The organism is Algoriphagus namhaensis, assembly GCF_042649705.1.
GTDB classification, from domain to species: domain Bacteria; phylum Bacteroidota; class Bacteroidia; order Cytophagales; family Cyclobacteriaceae; genus Algoriphagus; species Algoriphagus namhaensis.
In genome coordinates this window covers 549,666-566,100 of record NZ_JBHRZS010000007.1, presented here as the reverse complement: position 1 = coordinate 566,100, position 16,435 = coordinate 549,666, and the positions used below count along the sequence as shown (strand labels likewise).

10 protein-coding genes are annotated in these 16,435 nt (G+C 43.6%); 5 read left to right on the top strand and 5 right to left on the bottom strand.

The genetic code is table 11. From position 1 onward, the window contains the following. Positions 1-70: 70 nt before the first annotated feature. From hutH to hutG, 4 genes are read left to right on the top strand one after another with little or no spacing between them, the layout of a single operon-like run. A complete protein-coding gene (gene hutH, locus ACFOSV_RS10780) occupies positions 71-1,636 on the top strand; it encodes a histidine ammonia-lyase (RefSeq protein WP_377906023.1) in 1,566 nt (521 codons plus the stop codon). 13 nt (positions 1,637-1,649) lie between these two features. Then, positions 1,650-2,900 carry an imidazolonepropionase gene (gene hutI, locus ACFOSV_RS10775; RefSeq protein ID WP_377906022.1) on the top strand — a complete coding sequence of 417 codons (1,251 nt, stop codon included), beginning with the start codon at positions 1,650-1,652 and terminating at the stop codon, positions 2,898-2,900. Between the two features lie 6 nt (positions 2,901-2,906). After that, complete coding sequence (locus ACFOSV_RS10770) at positions 2,907-4,907, top strand: urocanate hydratase (RefSeq protein WP_377906021.1); 2,001 nt, start codon at positions 2,907-2,909, stop codon at positions 4,905-4,907. A 7-nt stretch (positions 4,908-4,914) separates the two neighbouring features. Beyond that, positions 4,915-5,877 (top strand): formimidoylglutamase, encoded by a 963-nt coding sequence (hutG, locus tag ACFOSV_RS10765; protein WP_377906020.1) that lies wholly within the window; start codon positions 4,915-4,917, stop codon positions 5,875-5,877. 2 nt (positions 5,878-5,879) lie between these two features. Here the strand turns inward: hutG and ACFOSV_RS10760 are convergent, their stop codons facing one another. Continuing rightward, positions 5,880-8,822, bottom strand: coding sequence for an FAD-binding and (Fe-S)-binding domain-containing protein (locus ACFOSV_RS10760; RefSeq protein ID WP_377907293.1), 2,943 nt, complete (start codon positions 8,820-8,822; stop codon positions 5,880-5,882). 166 nt (positions 8,823-8,988) lie between these two features. Between ACFOSV_RS10760 and ACFOSV_RS10755 the strand changes: the two genes are divergently transcribed. Then, complete coding sequence (locus tag ACFOSV_RS10755) at positions 8,989-9,759, top strand: YdcF family protein (protein WP_377906019.1); 771 nt, start codon at positions 8,989-8,991, stop codon at positions 9,757-9,759. On the opposite strand, the gene ACFOSV_RS10750 is transcribed toward ACFOSV_RS10755, so the two are convergent. The 4 genes from ACFOSV_RS10750 to ACFOSV_RS10735 all read right to left on the bottom strand — a co-directional run bounded on the left by ACFOSV_RS10750 (position 9,756) and on the right by ACFOSV_RS10735 (position 16,414). Then, positions 9,756-11,057 carry a type II toxin-antitoxin system HipA family toxin gene (locus tag ACFOSV_RS10750; RefSeq protein WP_377906018.1) on the bottom strand — a complete coding sequence of 434 codons (1,302 nt, stop codon included), beginning with the start codon at positions 11,055-11,057 and terminating at the stop codon, positions 9,756-9,758. The two genes, ACFOSV_RS10755 and ACFOSV_RS10750, sit on opposite strands and share 4 nt — an antisense overlap. Continuing rightward, a complete protein-coding gene (locus tag ACFOSV_RS10745) occupies positions 11,051-11,386 on the bottom strand; it encodes a helix-turn-helix domain-containing protein (RefSeq protein WP_377906017.1) in 336 nt (111 codons plus the stop codon). The genes ACFOSV_RS10750 and ACFOSV_RS10745 overlap by 7 nt, the downstream gene beginning before the upstream one ends. 342 nt (positions 11,387-11,728) lie before the next feature. Further along, the gene (locus tag ACFOSV_RS10740) at positions 11,729-15,592 is read right to left on the bottom strand and encodes an AAA domain-containing protein (protein ID WP_377906016.1); all 3,864 of its coding nucleotides are present in this window, start codon (positions 15,590-15,592) and stop codon (positions 11,729-11,731) included. Continuing rightward, on the bottom strand, positions 15,593-16,414 hold the full coding sequence (locus ACFOSV_RS10735) for an SDR family oxidoreductase (RefSeq protein WP_377906015.1): 822 nt from the start codon (positions 16,412-16,414) through the stop codon (positions 15,593-15,595). It abuts the gene before it with no gap. Positions 16,415-16,435 lie beyond the last annotated feature (21 nt).

Sequence of the window (16,435 nt, the reverse complement as noted above, 5' to 3'; positions counted from 1 at the left end):
AATACAACAAATATAGTATCAATAGGCATCAATAAGAAGCTTTAAATTTGTGGAACACTTCGGTTCCACCATGAAAAAATTCTTTTACGGCAAAGAAAACCTAAAGTCTTCTACGGCATTGGCGCTTTCGCGCAAAACTCTTGAAGGGGTACTCGATCAAGAAACTTGTGATAAAATAGAGACATCTGCTTTGGCAGTTGAAAAAATTGCGAAGGGAAAACAAGTAGTCTATGGGATCAACACGGGTTTTGGTCCGCTTTGCACCAGAATTATTTCTGCTGAACAAACCACAACCCTACAAGAAAACTTACTCAAAAGCCATGCAGTGGGAGTAGGCGAACCCATAGATATCGAAATAGCCCGATTGATGATGGTGTTGAAGATTCATGCACTTGCTCAAGGGTTCTCAGGTATTCGGCTAGAAACTATCAAACGAATTCTCTGGATGCTACAAGAAGATATCATACCACTTGTGCCTATTCAGGGTTCAGTGGGAGCTTCTGGGGATTTGGCTCCTCTCTCACATCTTTTCCTCCCTTTGATAGGTTATGGTAAGGTATGGCACCGAGGCGAGGTTTATAAGACAGCTGACCTTTTAAAGAATTTTGGAATCAGTCCACTTCAACTCGGCCCTAAGGAGGGGCTCGCATTGATTAATGGTACCCAGTTTATGGCAGCCCATGGGATTAAAATCGTAGAAAAACTTCATAATCTACTCACCACAGCGAGCATCACCGGGGCCATGATGATTGAAGGACTTATGGGTTCTGTAAAACCATTCGCTGCTGAATTACACTCGCTTCGACCTTATGCAGGCAACCAACACGTAGCGGAAACTGTATCAAACTTGCTTGTAGATTCTCAAATAGTTAACTCTCATCTTCATTGTGCAAGAGTTCAAGACCCGTATTCTCTTCGCTGCATGCCACAGGTTCATGGTGCCAGTTGGAATTCCTGGCTGCATCTCAAGGAAATGTTGGAGATTGAAATCAATTCAGTAACAGACAATCCTGTGGTTTTCGATGAAACTCATACTATTTCTGGTGGTCACTTTCATGGACAACCCATAGCCATGGTCATGGATTATGCATGCCTTGCTGCCTCAGAGATTGGTAATATTTCAGATCGAAGAATTTACCTTTCCATCGAAGGAGACACACCTGGTGTTCCAAAATTACTTTTGAAAGAAACAGGGCTAAATTCCGGTCTTATGATCCCACAGTATACCACTGCAGCTCTGGCTTCCGAAAACAAGGGGCTTTGTTTTCCTGCCTCTGCGGACTCTATCCCGACTTCATTGGGCCAAGAAGACCACGTCAGTATGGGCAGTATTGGAGGTCGCAAAGCCTTGCGAGTCATTGAAAATGTGGAGAAAATTTTGGGAATCGAGCTATTTTATGCCACTCAGGCGATGGACTTTCATCAGCCATTAACATCAGGTCCTATCCTGCAGCATATTTATGACTTCGTTCGATCAAAAATCGACCCTGTCACCGTAGACCGTGTGATGAGCGAAGATTTGGAAGTTGCTATAGAATTGGTTCGTACTGGAGAATTGAAGGAGTTGGCAGAAGCTGTGTCGATTAAAGAAAAAATCCCCTATCGCACGAAGTGGGCAGAATTATTTGATTTCTAAATCAGAGAGTTAAATGAAAAATCAAAAATTAATTGGTCCAATCAAACAATTAGTCACTCTAGAAAATCTTCCCATATCGGGGAAATTATCAGATAGTGACCTTGGGATCATTTCGAATGCAGGAATCTGGATAAAGGATGATAGGATTGTGGAGATTGGAACTTTCGAACAATTGCGTCGCAAAATCGACCTCAATCAAGTCACACGCTATGACCTCAACGGCGAGTTTGTCGCCTTGCCCGGATTTGTAGATTGTCATACCCATATTTGTTTTGCAGGGTCTAGAGCCAAAGACTTTTCTATGAGAAACGCTGGAAAAAGCTATTTGGAAATTGCCAAGGCAGGCGGAGGAATTTGGGATACAGTCACAGAAACTCGAAAAAAATCTGTTACAGAACTTGCCCGAATTACTGTAGATCGGGCCAATGTGCATTTAGAAAGAGGAGTAACAACCATTGAAGTAAAGAGCGGATATGGTTTGAATGTACAGCAAGAGGTGAAGATTCTGAGTGCGATCCAAAAAGCAAACAATCGTACCAAAGCAGACCTCATCCCTACCTGCCTAGCAGCTCATACCTTACCAAAGGACTGGTCAGGCTCTCGTGAAGAGTACCTTTTTGATTTGGTATCGAAGCTTTTCCCGGTTTTAATTAAAGAAAAACTCTGCAGCCGGATGGATGCCTTTGTGGAAGAATCCGCATTTTCACCTAGCCAAATTCTTCCCTTTCTACAAGAAGCAAAAAGATTGGGAATGGATTTAACAGTTCATGCTGATCAATTTTCAACCGGAGGATCCAAACTTGCAGTTGAACTTGGTGCCATTTCCGCGGATCATTTGGAGGCCTCTAGTGAGGCGGAAATCAGATTACTTTCAAACTCAAAAACTATCACCGTGGCTTTACCTGGAGCTTCCTTAGGATTGGGTTGCAGATTTACACCCGCACGTAAAATTTTGGATCAGGGAGGAGCTCTCGCTATAGCCTCTGATTGGAATCCTGGATCTGCCCCTATGGGAGATTTACTGACCCAAGCTTCAATTTTAGCCACATTTGAGAAACTCAGTACAGCCGAGGTATTCGCAGGAATCACTTTTAGAGCTGCCGCAGCTCTAGGCCTCCATGATAGAGGTAAACTGGCATCAAACCAGCTTGCAGACGTCAATCTTTTCCCTACTTCTGATTATCGTGAAATTCTATATCAGCAGGGCCAATTGAAGCCTGCTCAAGTTTGGAAACGAGGGAAAAAGTACACCCGAAAAACCTGATTTAACATGACTTTCCAAGACAAAATCAAAGAAGGAATCCCATCTATTCTTCCTCCACAAAAAAAGCCTGACCCCAAATATTCTCATGCACCCAAACGCAAGAATATACTTTCACCTGAGGAGAAAAAACTTACCCTTGCCAATGCACTTCGATATTTTCCAAAAGAATGGCATGACACTCTGGCACCGGAATTTTTAACAGAATTAATGGATTTTGGGCGAATCTACATGTATCGGTTTCAGCCGGATTATGCGATGCATGCCAGAGCGATTCAAGAGTATCCCGCAAAATCAAACCAGGCAGCAGCGATCATGCTGATGATCCAAAACAACCTAGATCCTACAGTCGCACAGCATCCCCAAGAATTGATCACTTATGGAGGCAATGGAGCCGTATTTCAAAACTGGGCTCAATACTTGATCACCATGAAGTATTTGTCAGAAATGACAGAATCTCAAACTTTACACCTTTATTCAGGCCATCCTATGGGACTTTTCCCATCCTCTCCTTCAGCACCTCGAGTGGTGGTCACGAATGGAATGATGATCCCAAACTACTCCAAACCAGATGATTGGGAAAAATTCAATGCTTTAGGCGTAACCCAATATGGACAGATGACTGCAGGCTCATTTATGTACATTGGGCCACAAGGAATCGTCCACGGCACTACTATTACGGTAATGAATGCCTTTAGGAAAAAATTGAAAAGGGGAGAAAAACCGAATGGAAAGATCTTTTTGACAGCCGGGCTTGGTGGTATGAGTGGTGCACAACCGAAAGCTGGTAATATTGCCGGGTGCATTACTATTTGTGCAGAGGTTAATCCTACCGCTGCGAAAAAAAGACATGCTCAAGGTTGGGTGGATGAATTGATCGAAAGCCTTGATGAGCTTGTTCTTCGAGTTCAGCTCGCCAAACGAAATCAGGAGGTCATCTCGCTTGCTTTCATAGGAAATATCGTAGACGTCTGGGAGCGATTTGATCAAGAAGAGATCTTCATCGAATTAGGATCGGATCAGACTTCCCTTCACAATCCTTGGGCAGGCGGTTATTACCCAGTGGGTCTTTCTTTCCAAGAATCCAACCAACTTATGGCCTCAAATCCTGAACTCTTCAAAGTAAAAGTTCAAGAAAGTCTTCGAAGACAAGTAGACTCCATCAATAAGCATGTGGCAAAAGGAACCTACTTTTTTGACTATGGAAATGCTTTTCTCTTAGAAGCTTCACGTGCAGGAGCAGATGTAATGTCAGCTAACGGAATTGATTTCAAATACCCATCTTACGTGCAGGATAATCTAGGGCCAATGTGTTTTGATTATGGATTCGGACCATTTCGTTGGGTATGTACTTCTGGAAAAGTAGAAGACTTAAGAAAGTCAGATCAAATTGCTGCACGAGTGTTAAAAGAAATCATGGAAGAGGCACCTGAATCCATACAACAACAAATGCAGGATAACATTACTTGGATAGAAGAAGCGGAGCAAAATAATTTGGTTGTGGGATCCAAAGCTCGAATTCTTTATGCCGATGCAGAAGGCAGGGCAAAAATCGCAGAAGCCTTTAACCAAGCAATAGAGCTAGGAGAAATCTCCGCTCCGATAGTCCTAGGAAGAGATCATCACGACGTCAGTGGGACAGATTCCCCCTACCGTGAAACCAGTAATATTTACGATGGAAGCAAATTTACGGCTGATATGGCCATTCAAAACGTAATCGGAGACAGCTTCCGAGGCGCTACTTGGGTTTCCATCCACAATGGTGGAGGTGTTGGCTGGGGAGAAGTCATCAACGGTGGATTCGGAATGGTCTTAGATGGCTCTCCTGAAGCCTCAGAGAAGTTGAAAAATATGCTTTTCTACGATGTCAATAATGGAATCGCACGAAGGGCTTGGGCACGAAATACAGGTTCCTTGGAAGCTATTCAGCGAGAAATGGAACGTACTCCAACATTAAAAGTCACGATTCCAAGCTTGGTTGATGAGGAGATTGTGAATAAAATTATTTGATTTTTCTATGATTCCACTTCACCAAAACCCTGCCCCCTCGCTATGGACTGGCCGCCCCGCTGAAACCATCGAATACTGGCATCAGGCCATTATTACTGTAAATGATTTAGCCTTCAATGAATCCAGCGATTCAAAAAAAATTGGAATTCTCGGCTACGAAGGAGACGAGGGAGTCCATAGAAATGGTGGCAGAATTGGAGCAGCTTTAGGTCCTGATGCTATCCGAAAGGTTATGGGAAGCACTGCCTACCATCTGAAGAAGGGAACACAAATATTAGATTATGGCACGATTCAAACCGAAAATCAGGAAATGGAATCTAGTCATGCCCTTATTTCCAAGTCTGTGTCTTCCCTACTCCGCACCAAACATTTTCCCGTGCTATTTGGAGGCGGACATGATTTAGCTTACGCACACGCCACTGGCATATTTGACTATCTAAAAGGTAAAGATGAAAAACTAGGTATTATCAATTTGGATGCACATTTTGATTTAAGGCCAAAGGTCAATAATCAGGGACATTCCGGCTCACCATTTTATCAACTTTCGCAGGAGCATTCTTCTCATTTTCATTACTTCTGCCTAGGAATCCAACGAGCTGCTAATCCCAGTTCACTCTTCGAAACTGCCAAGCAAACCAAGGCAACCTTTATAGAAATGGAAGAATTCCAAATAAACAAGTGGGATCTGATTCAAGAAAAAATTCTTTGGTTTTTAGACTCTGTAAACAAAGTTTATCTCAGTATAGATCTGGATGGATTCTCTTCTGCCTATGCTCCCGGCGTATCTGCACCTTCCCCTCTAGGTTTCAATCCAGACTTAGCGTTTAAGATTTTTGATTTGATTGCCTCTAGCAAAAAGCTCATTTCCTTAGATGTGGTCGAATTAAATCCCACTTTTGATCAAGATCAAGCCACTGCCCGGTTAGCGGCAAGATGCACAGAATACATTTTACGTAAGGTATTTGGGTAATTTTAAATTAAAGCGTCCCAAAGGATTTCCACCGGATGCACAGCCTTACGCCCTGTACCATCGGCTATCTGATGTCTACAAGACGTACCGGGAGCAGCGATCAAGGTTTCACTATCCGACTTTCGCACCGCAGGAAATAGCACCAACTCTCCTACTTGCTGAGAAACTTCAAAGTGCTCCGCTTCATAGCCAAATGAACCTGCCATTCCGCAACAGCCGCTTGGGATGGTTTCTACGGTGTAGTTTACCGGGAGAGAAAGAATTTTTTGCGTCCAAGTCAGCGAGGAAAGCGCCTTTTGATGGCAATGTCCGTGAAGCTTGATCTTCTGGGATTTGGAGGTGAAAGACTCGGCTTTGATATTTCCGGCTGCCAATTCTTGACTGAGAAATTCATCGATCAACTTCACATGAAATTTTAATTTCTTTGCCGCAGGCACCAAATCAGGAGAAACAAGTCGCGGATACTCATCCCGGAAGCTCAAAATAGCCGAGGGTTCCAACCCGATCAAGGGCGTATCACCATCAATCAGTTTCTCTAAAATTCGCACATTGGTCTCAGCATGTTTTTTCGCCTTCGGCAAAAGTCCTTTGGATAGAGCCGAGCGGCCGCTTTCGGCATGGTCTACGATTTTGACCTCATAGCCTAGCTTTTTCAAAAGCGAAATCGCCTTGATCCCAATCTGTGTATCGTTGTGGTTGGTAAACTCATCCACAAAGAAGTACACCGACTTGATGGGTTTCGCTGGCGCCGAAAGAGAAGCATAATTCTTTTTGTACCACTTTCGGAGGCTGATCGAACTGATTTCCGGCAAGTGACGACTTGGCGCCACGCCCAAAATAGACTTCATCAGCCCTCCTGTTAGTGAATTTTTCAAAAAGAAATTGGCGATTCCTGGTACTTTGGAACCCAGCTCATTTAATTCATTGATGTAAGCAAAAGCTCTGGATCGAAGGGGAATCCCGTTTGATTTTTGGTATTGGTAGAGAAATTCCGCCCTCATGCTCGCCATATCCACATTGGATGGACACTCAGCCGTGCAACCCTTGCAGCTCAAGCATAGATCCAAGGCCTCTTTGATTTCAGGATGGTCAAAGGCGTTTTCCTTTTTATCCAAAGTCAAAAACTCCCGAAGTGTATTTGCTCTGCCACGGACGGTGTCTTTCTCATTTCGCGTGGCCATATAGCTTGGACACATGGTGCCACCGGAACCCGGAAGTTTACGACAGTCACCCGAACCGTTGCATTTTTCTGCCAAACGCAAAATACCTCCGACATGGGAAAAATCGATGGCCGTATTTTGTTCCGGAGTTTGCATTCCTGGCTCATAGCGAAGGAATTGATTCATGGGAGCTGCATCCACGATTTTGCCGGGATTGAAGATGTTTTTTGGATCCCAAGTGTATTTGATCCTTCGGAAAAGCTCGTAATTCTTTTCCCCGACCATCAGTGGGATAAAGGCGGCTCGCACCCGTCCATCTCCATGTTCCCCGGAAAGCGAACCTTGATACTTCTTCACCAGTTTGGCCGAAGCCAAAGAAATCTGGTAAAAATCCTCGACGCCCTCTTTGGTTTTTAGGTCCAAAACAGGACGAAGGTGGATTTCCCCTGCACCCGCATGCGCATAGTGAACCGGCTTTTGATTGAAATCCACCATCATACGGTCAAACTCATCGATGTAATCTGCCAAATCCGCGATATCCACAGCGGTGTCTTCGATGCAGGCCACCGCCTTAGGATCTCCAGGGATATTGGCCAAAAGGCCTAAACCTGCTGCCCGAAGCGACCAAGCCGAAGCTACTTTTTCGGGCTCAATGATGGGATAGGCATAGCCGAGCTTGCTTTTTTTCAGGTCTGCGACCAAAGCTTCTCCTTTGCTCATCGCCTCTTCCAGCGTTTTACCCCGAAACTCGATCATCAGGATCGCTTCCGGGTCTCCCTCAACAAAGTATCGGTTTTTAGAATATTCTATACTTTCCTTGGTGCAGTCGAGGATGATTTTATCCATCAGTTCCACCGCAGTAGCCGGATGCTTCATGGCCACTTGCGCGGACTTCATGCTTTCGCTGATCGTTTGAAAATGTGCAGCGACAACAATCTCCACTGGATCGGGAAGTGGATCCAAGCTGATTTTGATTTCGGTGGTAAAGGCTAGCGTACCCTCCGAACCCGCCAGAAGTTTACAGAAGTTGAATTTTTCTTTGCCTTCAAAAAGCTCTGCTTTCAGCAATTCATCCACAGCATAGCCGGTATTCCGGCGATGGATGGACTTTTTGGGAAATTGGGCGTGGATTTCCTCACGAACTGCAGGGTTATTGAGTTCGTCGAAAATCTGCCCGTAAATCGTGCCTTCCAGATCTTTTTGGCCACATTTCCTATCGAACTCATCCTGAGTGACCTCTCCAAAAACGACCTTTTTCCCATCGCTCAAGATCGTATTCAAGGAAATAACCTTATCCCGCGTCACCCCATAAACGATCGAGGTGGTCCCCGAAGAATTATTCCCCACCATCCCACCAATCATCGCTCGGTTGGCAGTGGAAGTGATGGGGCTGAAAAATAAGCCATGTGGCTTGAGATAGCGGTTTAATTCATCACGAACGACTCCCGGCTGTACGCGAACCCAGCGTTCTTGTTTATTGAATTCCAAGATTTGAGTGAAATGCTTGGAGACATCCACCACAATCCCATTTCCCACACATTGTCCGGCGAGGGAAGTACCAGCCGTCCGCGGAATCAGGGAAGTCCCGTTTTCATTGGCAAACTGAATCAATTTTTGGATATCAGCCTCTGACTTGGGAAAAGCAACTGCGAGGGGCATCTCCCGATAGACGGAGGCGTCCGTGGCGTAAAGGGTGCGACTAAGTTGGTCAAACTGCAAATTGCCCTCGAGTTGGGTGGCCAATTTTTCCAATTGAGGTACTAGGTTCGTTTGGTTTGAAAGCATGATCAAAAATAGCTTTCTGGATAGATTAAAGAAATGAAATGATCGAATATCAATGGCCAAACTCAATAATAAAGAGTAAACGATCTCGTGCGGTACGAACATTATCCATCGAGTTTGATAATTGCCCATTTCCCTCCTTTCTTTGTGTACCACGATCTAAAATTTCATGTTCTTCTACCTCTCCCAGTTTCTCAGTTTTTTGGCAATGCCACTGACCATTATCCTGATTTTTCTTTTGGCTGGAATCACTTTCCTCCGCCGAAAATGGGGAAAAAAATTGCTTTGGACAGGCATTGGACTTTTGCTCTTTTTTACCAATCCTTTCCTTTCCAATCTGGCCTTATTGGCTTGGGAGCCCGATTTCAAGTCTTTCGAAGAAATAGAAAATCATGAAATCGGTATCGTCCTTACGGGAGTCACCAACCTGAGCAAAACCGCCTATGACCGCACCTTCTTCAACAAAGGCGCCGACCGCATCACCCATGCCCTACAACTCTATCGCATGGGCAAAATCAAAAAAATCCTGATCACCGGAGGCCAAGGGCTAAATCCTTCCAATCCCCAGACGGAGGCAGAGGTTTTGAAAAGATTTTTGCTGATGACCGGAATGCCGGAATCAGATATTTTGATCGAAGATCAAAGTAAAAATACCGCTCAGAATGCACAGTTTACCGAGAATTTTTTGGAGAAAAAGGGGATTTCGACTGATCAGAATTTTGTTTTGATCACTTCAGCCTTTCACATGTATCGAGCCAAAGGATGCTTTGATAAGGTAGGTCTGAAAACCACCACTTTCCCTACCGACTACTACTCCCATGATGTGAAATACGATATTCCTTCCCTCTTTTTTCCTGATCCCTTTTCACTAGAGTATTGGACCAAACTCTTTAAGGAATGGATCGGGATAGTAGTCTATAAAGTGACTGGATATATTTAGGCGAGTAAATTAGACTGAATGGAATCACGAAGCGACGTGTGTACACCCACTTCTTTTGCAAACTCAACCCATCTACCGACAGCGGACCTCACTTGTTCCATCTTTTCCTCCGGCTTTTTGATATTCATTTGTCGGGCTACTTCGAGGAAATCAGTATCTCCGACATTCTCACGCTTTCCGTTAACCATCAGAGACTGGGAACTGACCCAAATACTTCCAGGTCTATAGGCATAGCAAATATCATAGGCGGGAGAAAGTGACCATCTCCCCTCCTGATCCATTAGAAAGGCGAAATTCTTGGTATGATCATCACAGTTTCGGGCCAAGACATTAAATACCATTCGGACAAAAAGCTCCTCTGCCTCCGGATACGGGATTCGCAGCATTCGCATGGTCTCAAAAACTTGCTCATAACTATAAAAGCCCACCTGATTGAAATCAAAATGACGAATTCCGCAAAGGCTTTGCATGTGGATTTTTGATCCATCATCCAGTCGGTCAAAGCGCTTGGTCATAAAATGTGCTCTTCCATTTTCCTCTAAAAGTCTACATTCATTCATTCGAATGCCAGCAGCTTTTGCCATCAGGTGATAGGCCATTTCCACTCGACCATAGCCTACCGACGCACCAAATTGAGAATCATGAACTCCGTCAAATTTGATAATCCAATAGGTAAATCCCTTTGGTGCTTTTACCTGACCACTTTTCACCTCTTTGGTTTTCGGGTTAAAGGCAATCACCGCTTTTGCGCGAGCTCCACCAGCGGAAGTTCCGATCTTCAAAATATCAGATAAAGCCGACTGCTCCTCTCCAGTCAGATTTGACTGAAAACCCTCTCTGGAATTCAGAATTTTAGTAGCTATTCCCACCAAGCTATCGATCTCCAGTGGACTGGATTTAGCTTTTTCCTCTCGCAGAGTTGGTTTGATTTCCAAAGCCCCCACTCCACGCTTCCCGATGAAGCAAAGTTGCTCAACGGGATTAAGACTATTAGCCGGGCGACCATTTTGGATCAACCAGGCATTGATCAATTGATTGCCATAGTTGTCTGGAAGCATATCGGCCAAAAGCCCCGGCAAACCCTTAAATGTGTCGAATTCCTCAGTTCGACCTCTCCTTAGCTCCGGAAATGAATAAACGCGTTTGCCCTGTGACAAAGGCATCATCACAGGTGCAAGATCCAACCCTGACCTCAGAAAACCGGAGTCAAATTCAAAGCTCCCCACTTGACGAGACTCATCCCAAAGTACAGCTCCTGCCAGTTGGTCCCAAATCCAGATCTCCGCTGCAATTACCATTCTGAAGGTGGATTATCAGCCGCCAGACCTGAATTACGAATGCGCTGACGCTCATATTTTTTTTGGAGCTTTATGTATTCTATGGGGCTGATCGTCTTTTGGACCTCAAACTCAGCAAGCCAATGCAGCTGACCCAATACGCGAAGCACCTGAATCAAAGTGATAAGATTGACCTTTTCGCCACGCTCCAGAAGACTCAGCGTGGATCGACTGATCCCTGCATCTGTGGCAAGCTGATCTTGCGAGCGCTGCTGCTCCATCCGGTGATACTTTACAAAGGTGCCGATCTGCTTTAAAATAGCACTATCGCTTAATTGATGATAATCCATGACTTAAAAATCATTCATTAAGCCCAAATATACTATTTAATGAATGAAATATCATACTAAAATTAATATTTATTGTGAGTGAAAAATCATACATTAACATGTTAATTTTACTTTAATGCATGATTTATCATTCATTTTAAAATGAAAAAAGTTTAAATCAAAAAAATTCTAAACTCATAGAACCTTCAAAAGTTCTCTACAAGGATTCCGGCCTTATAACCTTAGCTTTCTGAAATAAATATCCTCACTGCCCATAGCAATTACCCAAACTAACTAGGATTACCAGAATCTTCGAGGTAAAAAAAGAAGAAGATTACCTACCGAAATTTCAGCTTTCTTACTTTAGACTTCTGACTTCCATAACCTGCTCCACCTCCACTCCCATTTCCAGCCCTTTGACTCGAGTAAAATAGGATGATAGGCCATAGCTGCTTTAGCACTGGGAGAATCAAAAAAACGTTGATCATCCGTTAAAATCGCCATCTGGGAGTTGCCTTCAACCTTCACAAGGTCCATAACCGAAGAAGGAACCTGCGCTTTGAAACTCGATTCACTCTCCAGCAATTTATTCTTCAGACTCCAATTCACTTCGAATTTGGGATGAACATCTCCTAACGTGGTTAAACTTGGGGCTTCAGCTTGGGACTTGGCATAACTCAAAAATTCTTGCAGCAAAGCCAAACCCGGATTCTTCAAATGCGTCACCCGAAAATCCTCAGGTTCCATGCTTGAAATAATATGCATATGCTTTCGTGCTCGGGTGATCGCTACATTCAATCTATTCTCAGCACCAGATTTGCCCAGTAAGCCAAAATTGGTAACCAATTTACCCTCACGATTTGAGGCATAGCCCAAAGAAAGGATCACCTGATCAAACTCATCCCCTTGAACGTTTTCTATATTTCTCACTTTGATATGCTCTCCAGAAATTCCATTTTCCCACAGCTTTTCACTGATCAATTCCATCTGAAAATAATTGCCCGTCACAATCCCAATTGAATCACTTGGAGAACTTTTAAGAATCGACTTCACCACTTCTATCACACGATCCGCTTCGGTTCGATTTCGCTGATTCTCCCAAATCCCTTCCACTTTTTCCCAGGAAAAAGGTGTCTTAGCAGCCATGGCAACGTCAAAATCCGGCAAAATCTCCAATCGACCATCATAGAATTTTAGATTGGAAAATTGAATTAGAATCGGGTCGGCCGATCGATAATGTCCACGAAGCAGAGTTTTTTCGAAGTAATTTCCAGCCAACTCCAATAAAGACTCCGCCTCATAATCCAAGCCCTCCTCTTCGCTATCCCACTTGACTTGATAAAAATCCGACGGCCTCAACTGCTTAGAATCTCCAGCCACCACCAGTTGATTTCCACGCAACATCGCAGGAAGTCCCTTTTCAACCGGACATTGAGATGCCTCATCGAAAATCACCAAATCGAATTTTTGCCCCAGCGGGAAAAGCGCAGAAACCGTTTCAGGACTAGCCAACCAGCAGGGCAAAAGCCTAAATATCTCCTCACTAAAACTTTCTAAAAGCTTTCGTATTGGCCATTTTTGACGCTTTTTACTCACTTGATGCAGTAACTCTCTATAGGTAAGCCTATTGCCGAGGCGATTATACTCCAAGGCGTCAGTCATCTGCTCACGAAGTCGAAGCAAGGTCATAAATCGAGAAAGCTTCCGCTTTTCTAAAATAGCCTCTTTGAGATCGTCCATTTCGTGTGTCAACTTCACACTCCCTGCCTCCAGCAAAATGGGATTCCGCCTTTCTAATTCTGAAATCCAGGTCGAATACCACGAATTCCAAAAAATCTTGGTTAAGCTTGTCAACTCAGAGTTTGGGAATTGTGCCTGCAATTCATGCATAAGAGTCCGCTCATTGTGACTTAAACTTTCCAGAAATTGATCGAATGCTGTGAGATCTGTACATGTTTGGAGTAGGTTCGACGAGGAAGCTTTTTCTTTCCCCCAAAGGAGCTTAGTAATTTGTTCAGGTTTGAAGTAAATCCTCCACGCTGCAACTTCACTTTCAAACTGCACTAAATCGGATCGTAACTCCTCCAAAGCAAAAAGGAATCCTACTCCATCCAAATTATCTTTCTTTAGACTCAAATAACTGTCTAGCCCATCTACCTTCAGCCAAAGTCTATAAAGATCCTCAGAGGACTTTAGCAAATCCAAGCAAGTTTCGGCTTTGAGCAAGGAGATTTCAAAACCCTCAATCTGAGGAAGGCTGGTACGCTCCCTTTGCATATCGGTGAACTTATCAAAAGTCTCCTGCGCTAGATTTAGATTTCCTAGATTCCAACTCAAACCTCCAGATCCCAGCCATTGGTTGAGCTGTGGAAAGCTTTGGTGCCGAAATGTAAGAGCCAATTTCCCATACCAACTTTTCCGCAAGGCAGCTACTTCCAACAATTCTTTTTCAATTTTCTCTAGTTCCTGTGGTATGGGTAAAACTAAGTTTTGAACCTGATTCAATTTTTCAATAAGCCATTCTTTGACTTTTAGAGCATTCTTTCTTTCGCTAGGTTTTAGAAGATAAGCTTCCAAAAGACCTAAGTTATCAAAGGCCCGGACTGAACTTAGAAATGTTCCAAGAGACTCACTTAAAACCTTTCCAGAGATAATTATCTCTTGAAAATTGCGAAGCCTTTTATCCCCTCTGGACTCATTTGGGAAGTTTTCGAGCTGAGCGAGTAATGAATTGATCTTGGTATACTGCTGCAAACCAAAGTCTGAAAAAGAAACCCGATCCTCCCAAAAGCTATTTTGAAACTGTTCATGGTAAGCCATGAAAATCCTAAGATTTCGCTCAAAAGACTGAGCTTCGGCATATTTAAAAGATTTTAATTCTGCATCACAACCATCCAAAACTTCTCCACTAGTATCGATTTCTAAATACATAGCCTTGATTGGTAAAGCACTTGACTCTGTTTCAAATAATTCCTCTCGTAGGGATTCAAACTTATCTGAAAGCCGAGCAATAGTGGAAGAGAGTACCGAGATTTCGCGCTCCAGCTGTATGGCATCCAAGCCTCGATTCGCTTCTTGGTAGCTTTCTATGGCTTCAATCTGTCTCTTTAATTTTTGAAAAAGTGATTTTTGATCAGCCCTAAAATCATGAACCAAGCCCAAAAAATCGCCCATTCCGAGTTTTTCCAAGCGCTCGAAGACTACATCAAGGGCAGCTCTTTTTTGAGACACCACCAATACCTTTTTACCTCGAGCTGTATAGTCAGAAACGAGATTGGCGATCAACTGAGACTTGCCTGTTCCTGGAGGGCCCTCAACGACTAGGCTTTTCCCTTGTCGCACCTTGTGTAAGACATTTTCCTGTGAAGCATCCACTGAAAAAACCGTGAAAGTTTGCTCCTCGCGGATGACTTTTCCATTTCCTCTTACTTGAAATTCAGATTCCAGAAAAGACTCTAAAGAAGTAGCTGTTGACTTTAGCTCCTCATAGTCTTTAAATAAAAAGCTGTTTTTTTGAGCAAATTGACCTAAAACAGCATAGGATTTCACCGCTAGCCTTCCATCTTGAAATTTATGAGAGTCAACGGAGATTTGAGAATTTGGAAATGGAGTGATACGGTCCTCAAATAGGCTTGAACCGATTTGAACCGCAAACTTTTCCTCGAGGATCTGTCGGAGTGCAGTGCGGAACTCTAGCGGATCTTTGGGCAAGTTATCTAGGCTCTCTTCAAGATTTTCAGTATTGAGTTTAAGACTATATCCATGAGAATATGCTAGCAAAAATGCCGAATTCCATTGACAAGAATCCTGTAAGGATAAGCTCCATTCCCCATCCTTTTTGCCCAATTCGATAGACCAGAGAAGAATCGGAGCGCGGAGAACTTGACCATTTAGCATCTTTCCCTCCACGAAGGGCCAGCCTAAATAAAGGCTCTGTTCCCCAGTCTCTTCTTGGATGAGCTGATCACGGAAGGTGATCCGCGAGAGTTGTTTGGCCAACTCATTCACCGCCCCTAGCCTTGGATCAACCTCAGGAATTAAAGGAATTTGCTTTTTCTCTTGAATGACTTTACGCAGAATCTCAAAAGCAGGGCTTCCATTCAAAAAATCAAACCCCTGCAAATCTATAAATCCACTGCCTTGCACTTTGGGCAGGTAAAGAGATTTGTTCTTTGTGGAAAGATCAGTTAGTCTATTGAGAAGAGTTTGAAAAATGGAGCCTTCCATTTATTTCAAAGGAGAATCGGGCTCTTTAGCCATTAGATCAAACACAATTCCATCCATGATTCCAGGAATCCATTTGTTGAAAAAGACAGCGAGCTTTCCTTGGGTTGTCAGCACAAGATCTCGCTTGCGTTTCTTAGTCGCCTTAAAAATTGCTAAAGCCACTTCCTCAGATGTCATCATCTTGGATTCGTCTCTAGGAGATTCGCCTTGGGCCTTGCCCTCGGCATTGAGCGCATTATTACGAATATTCGAAGCAGTAAAACCCGGGGCTACGATCATCACGTGCACTCCCCTTTTCATCACTTCGGTCCGTAAAGATTCGAAAAAGCCGTTCATGGCATATTTACTAGCCGTATAGGCCGTTCGAGCTGGAGTCCCACGGAAACCATTGATGGAAGAAACCCCAATGACCGAACCTTTATTCTCAATAATGGAAGGAAGGCAATATTTGGTTGCATAGACGGTCCCCCAGAAATTAATATTCATTACTTGGCGAAAAACTTCCATCTCCATTTCCTCAAAAAGTGCTCTCATGGAGATTCCCGCGTTATTGATCAGAATGTCAATTTTACCAAAGGCAGCTAGAGTCTCAGCGGCTATTTTTTGGTTATCCTCTTCTTGGGCTGCATCCGCCAAAATGGGTAAAAACTCAATATTCTGCTGCTGTAGCTTTTTCGAAGTCGCATCTAGTTTAGATTGATTTCTTCCAGTGATTACCACTTTTGCGCCAGCATTTCCGAAAACCTCAGCACAAGCTTCACCTATTCCCGATGTAGCACCCGTGATTATGACTACTTTATCTTTATAAGCTTGATTATTCATTCCTACTTCAAAGATAGGGAA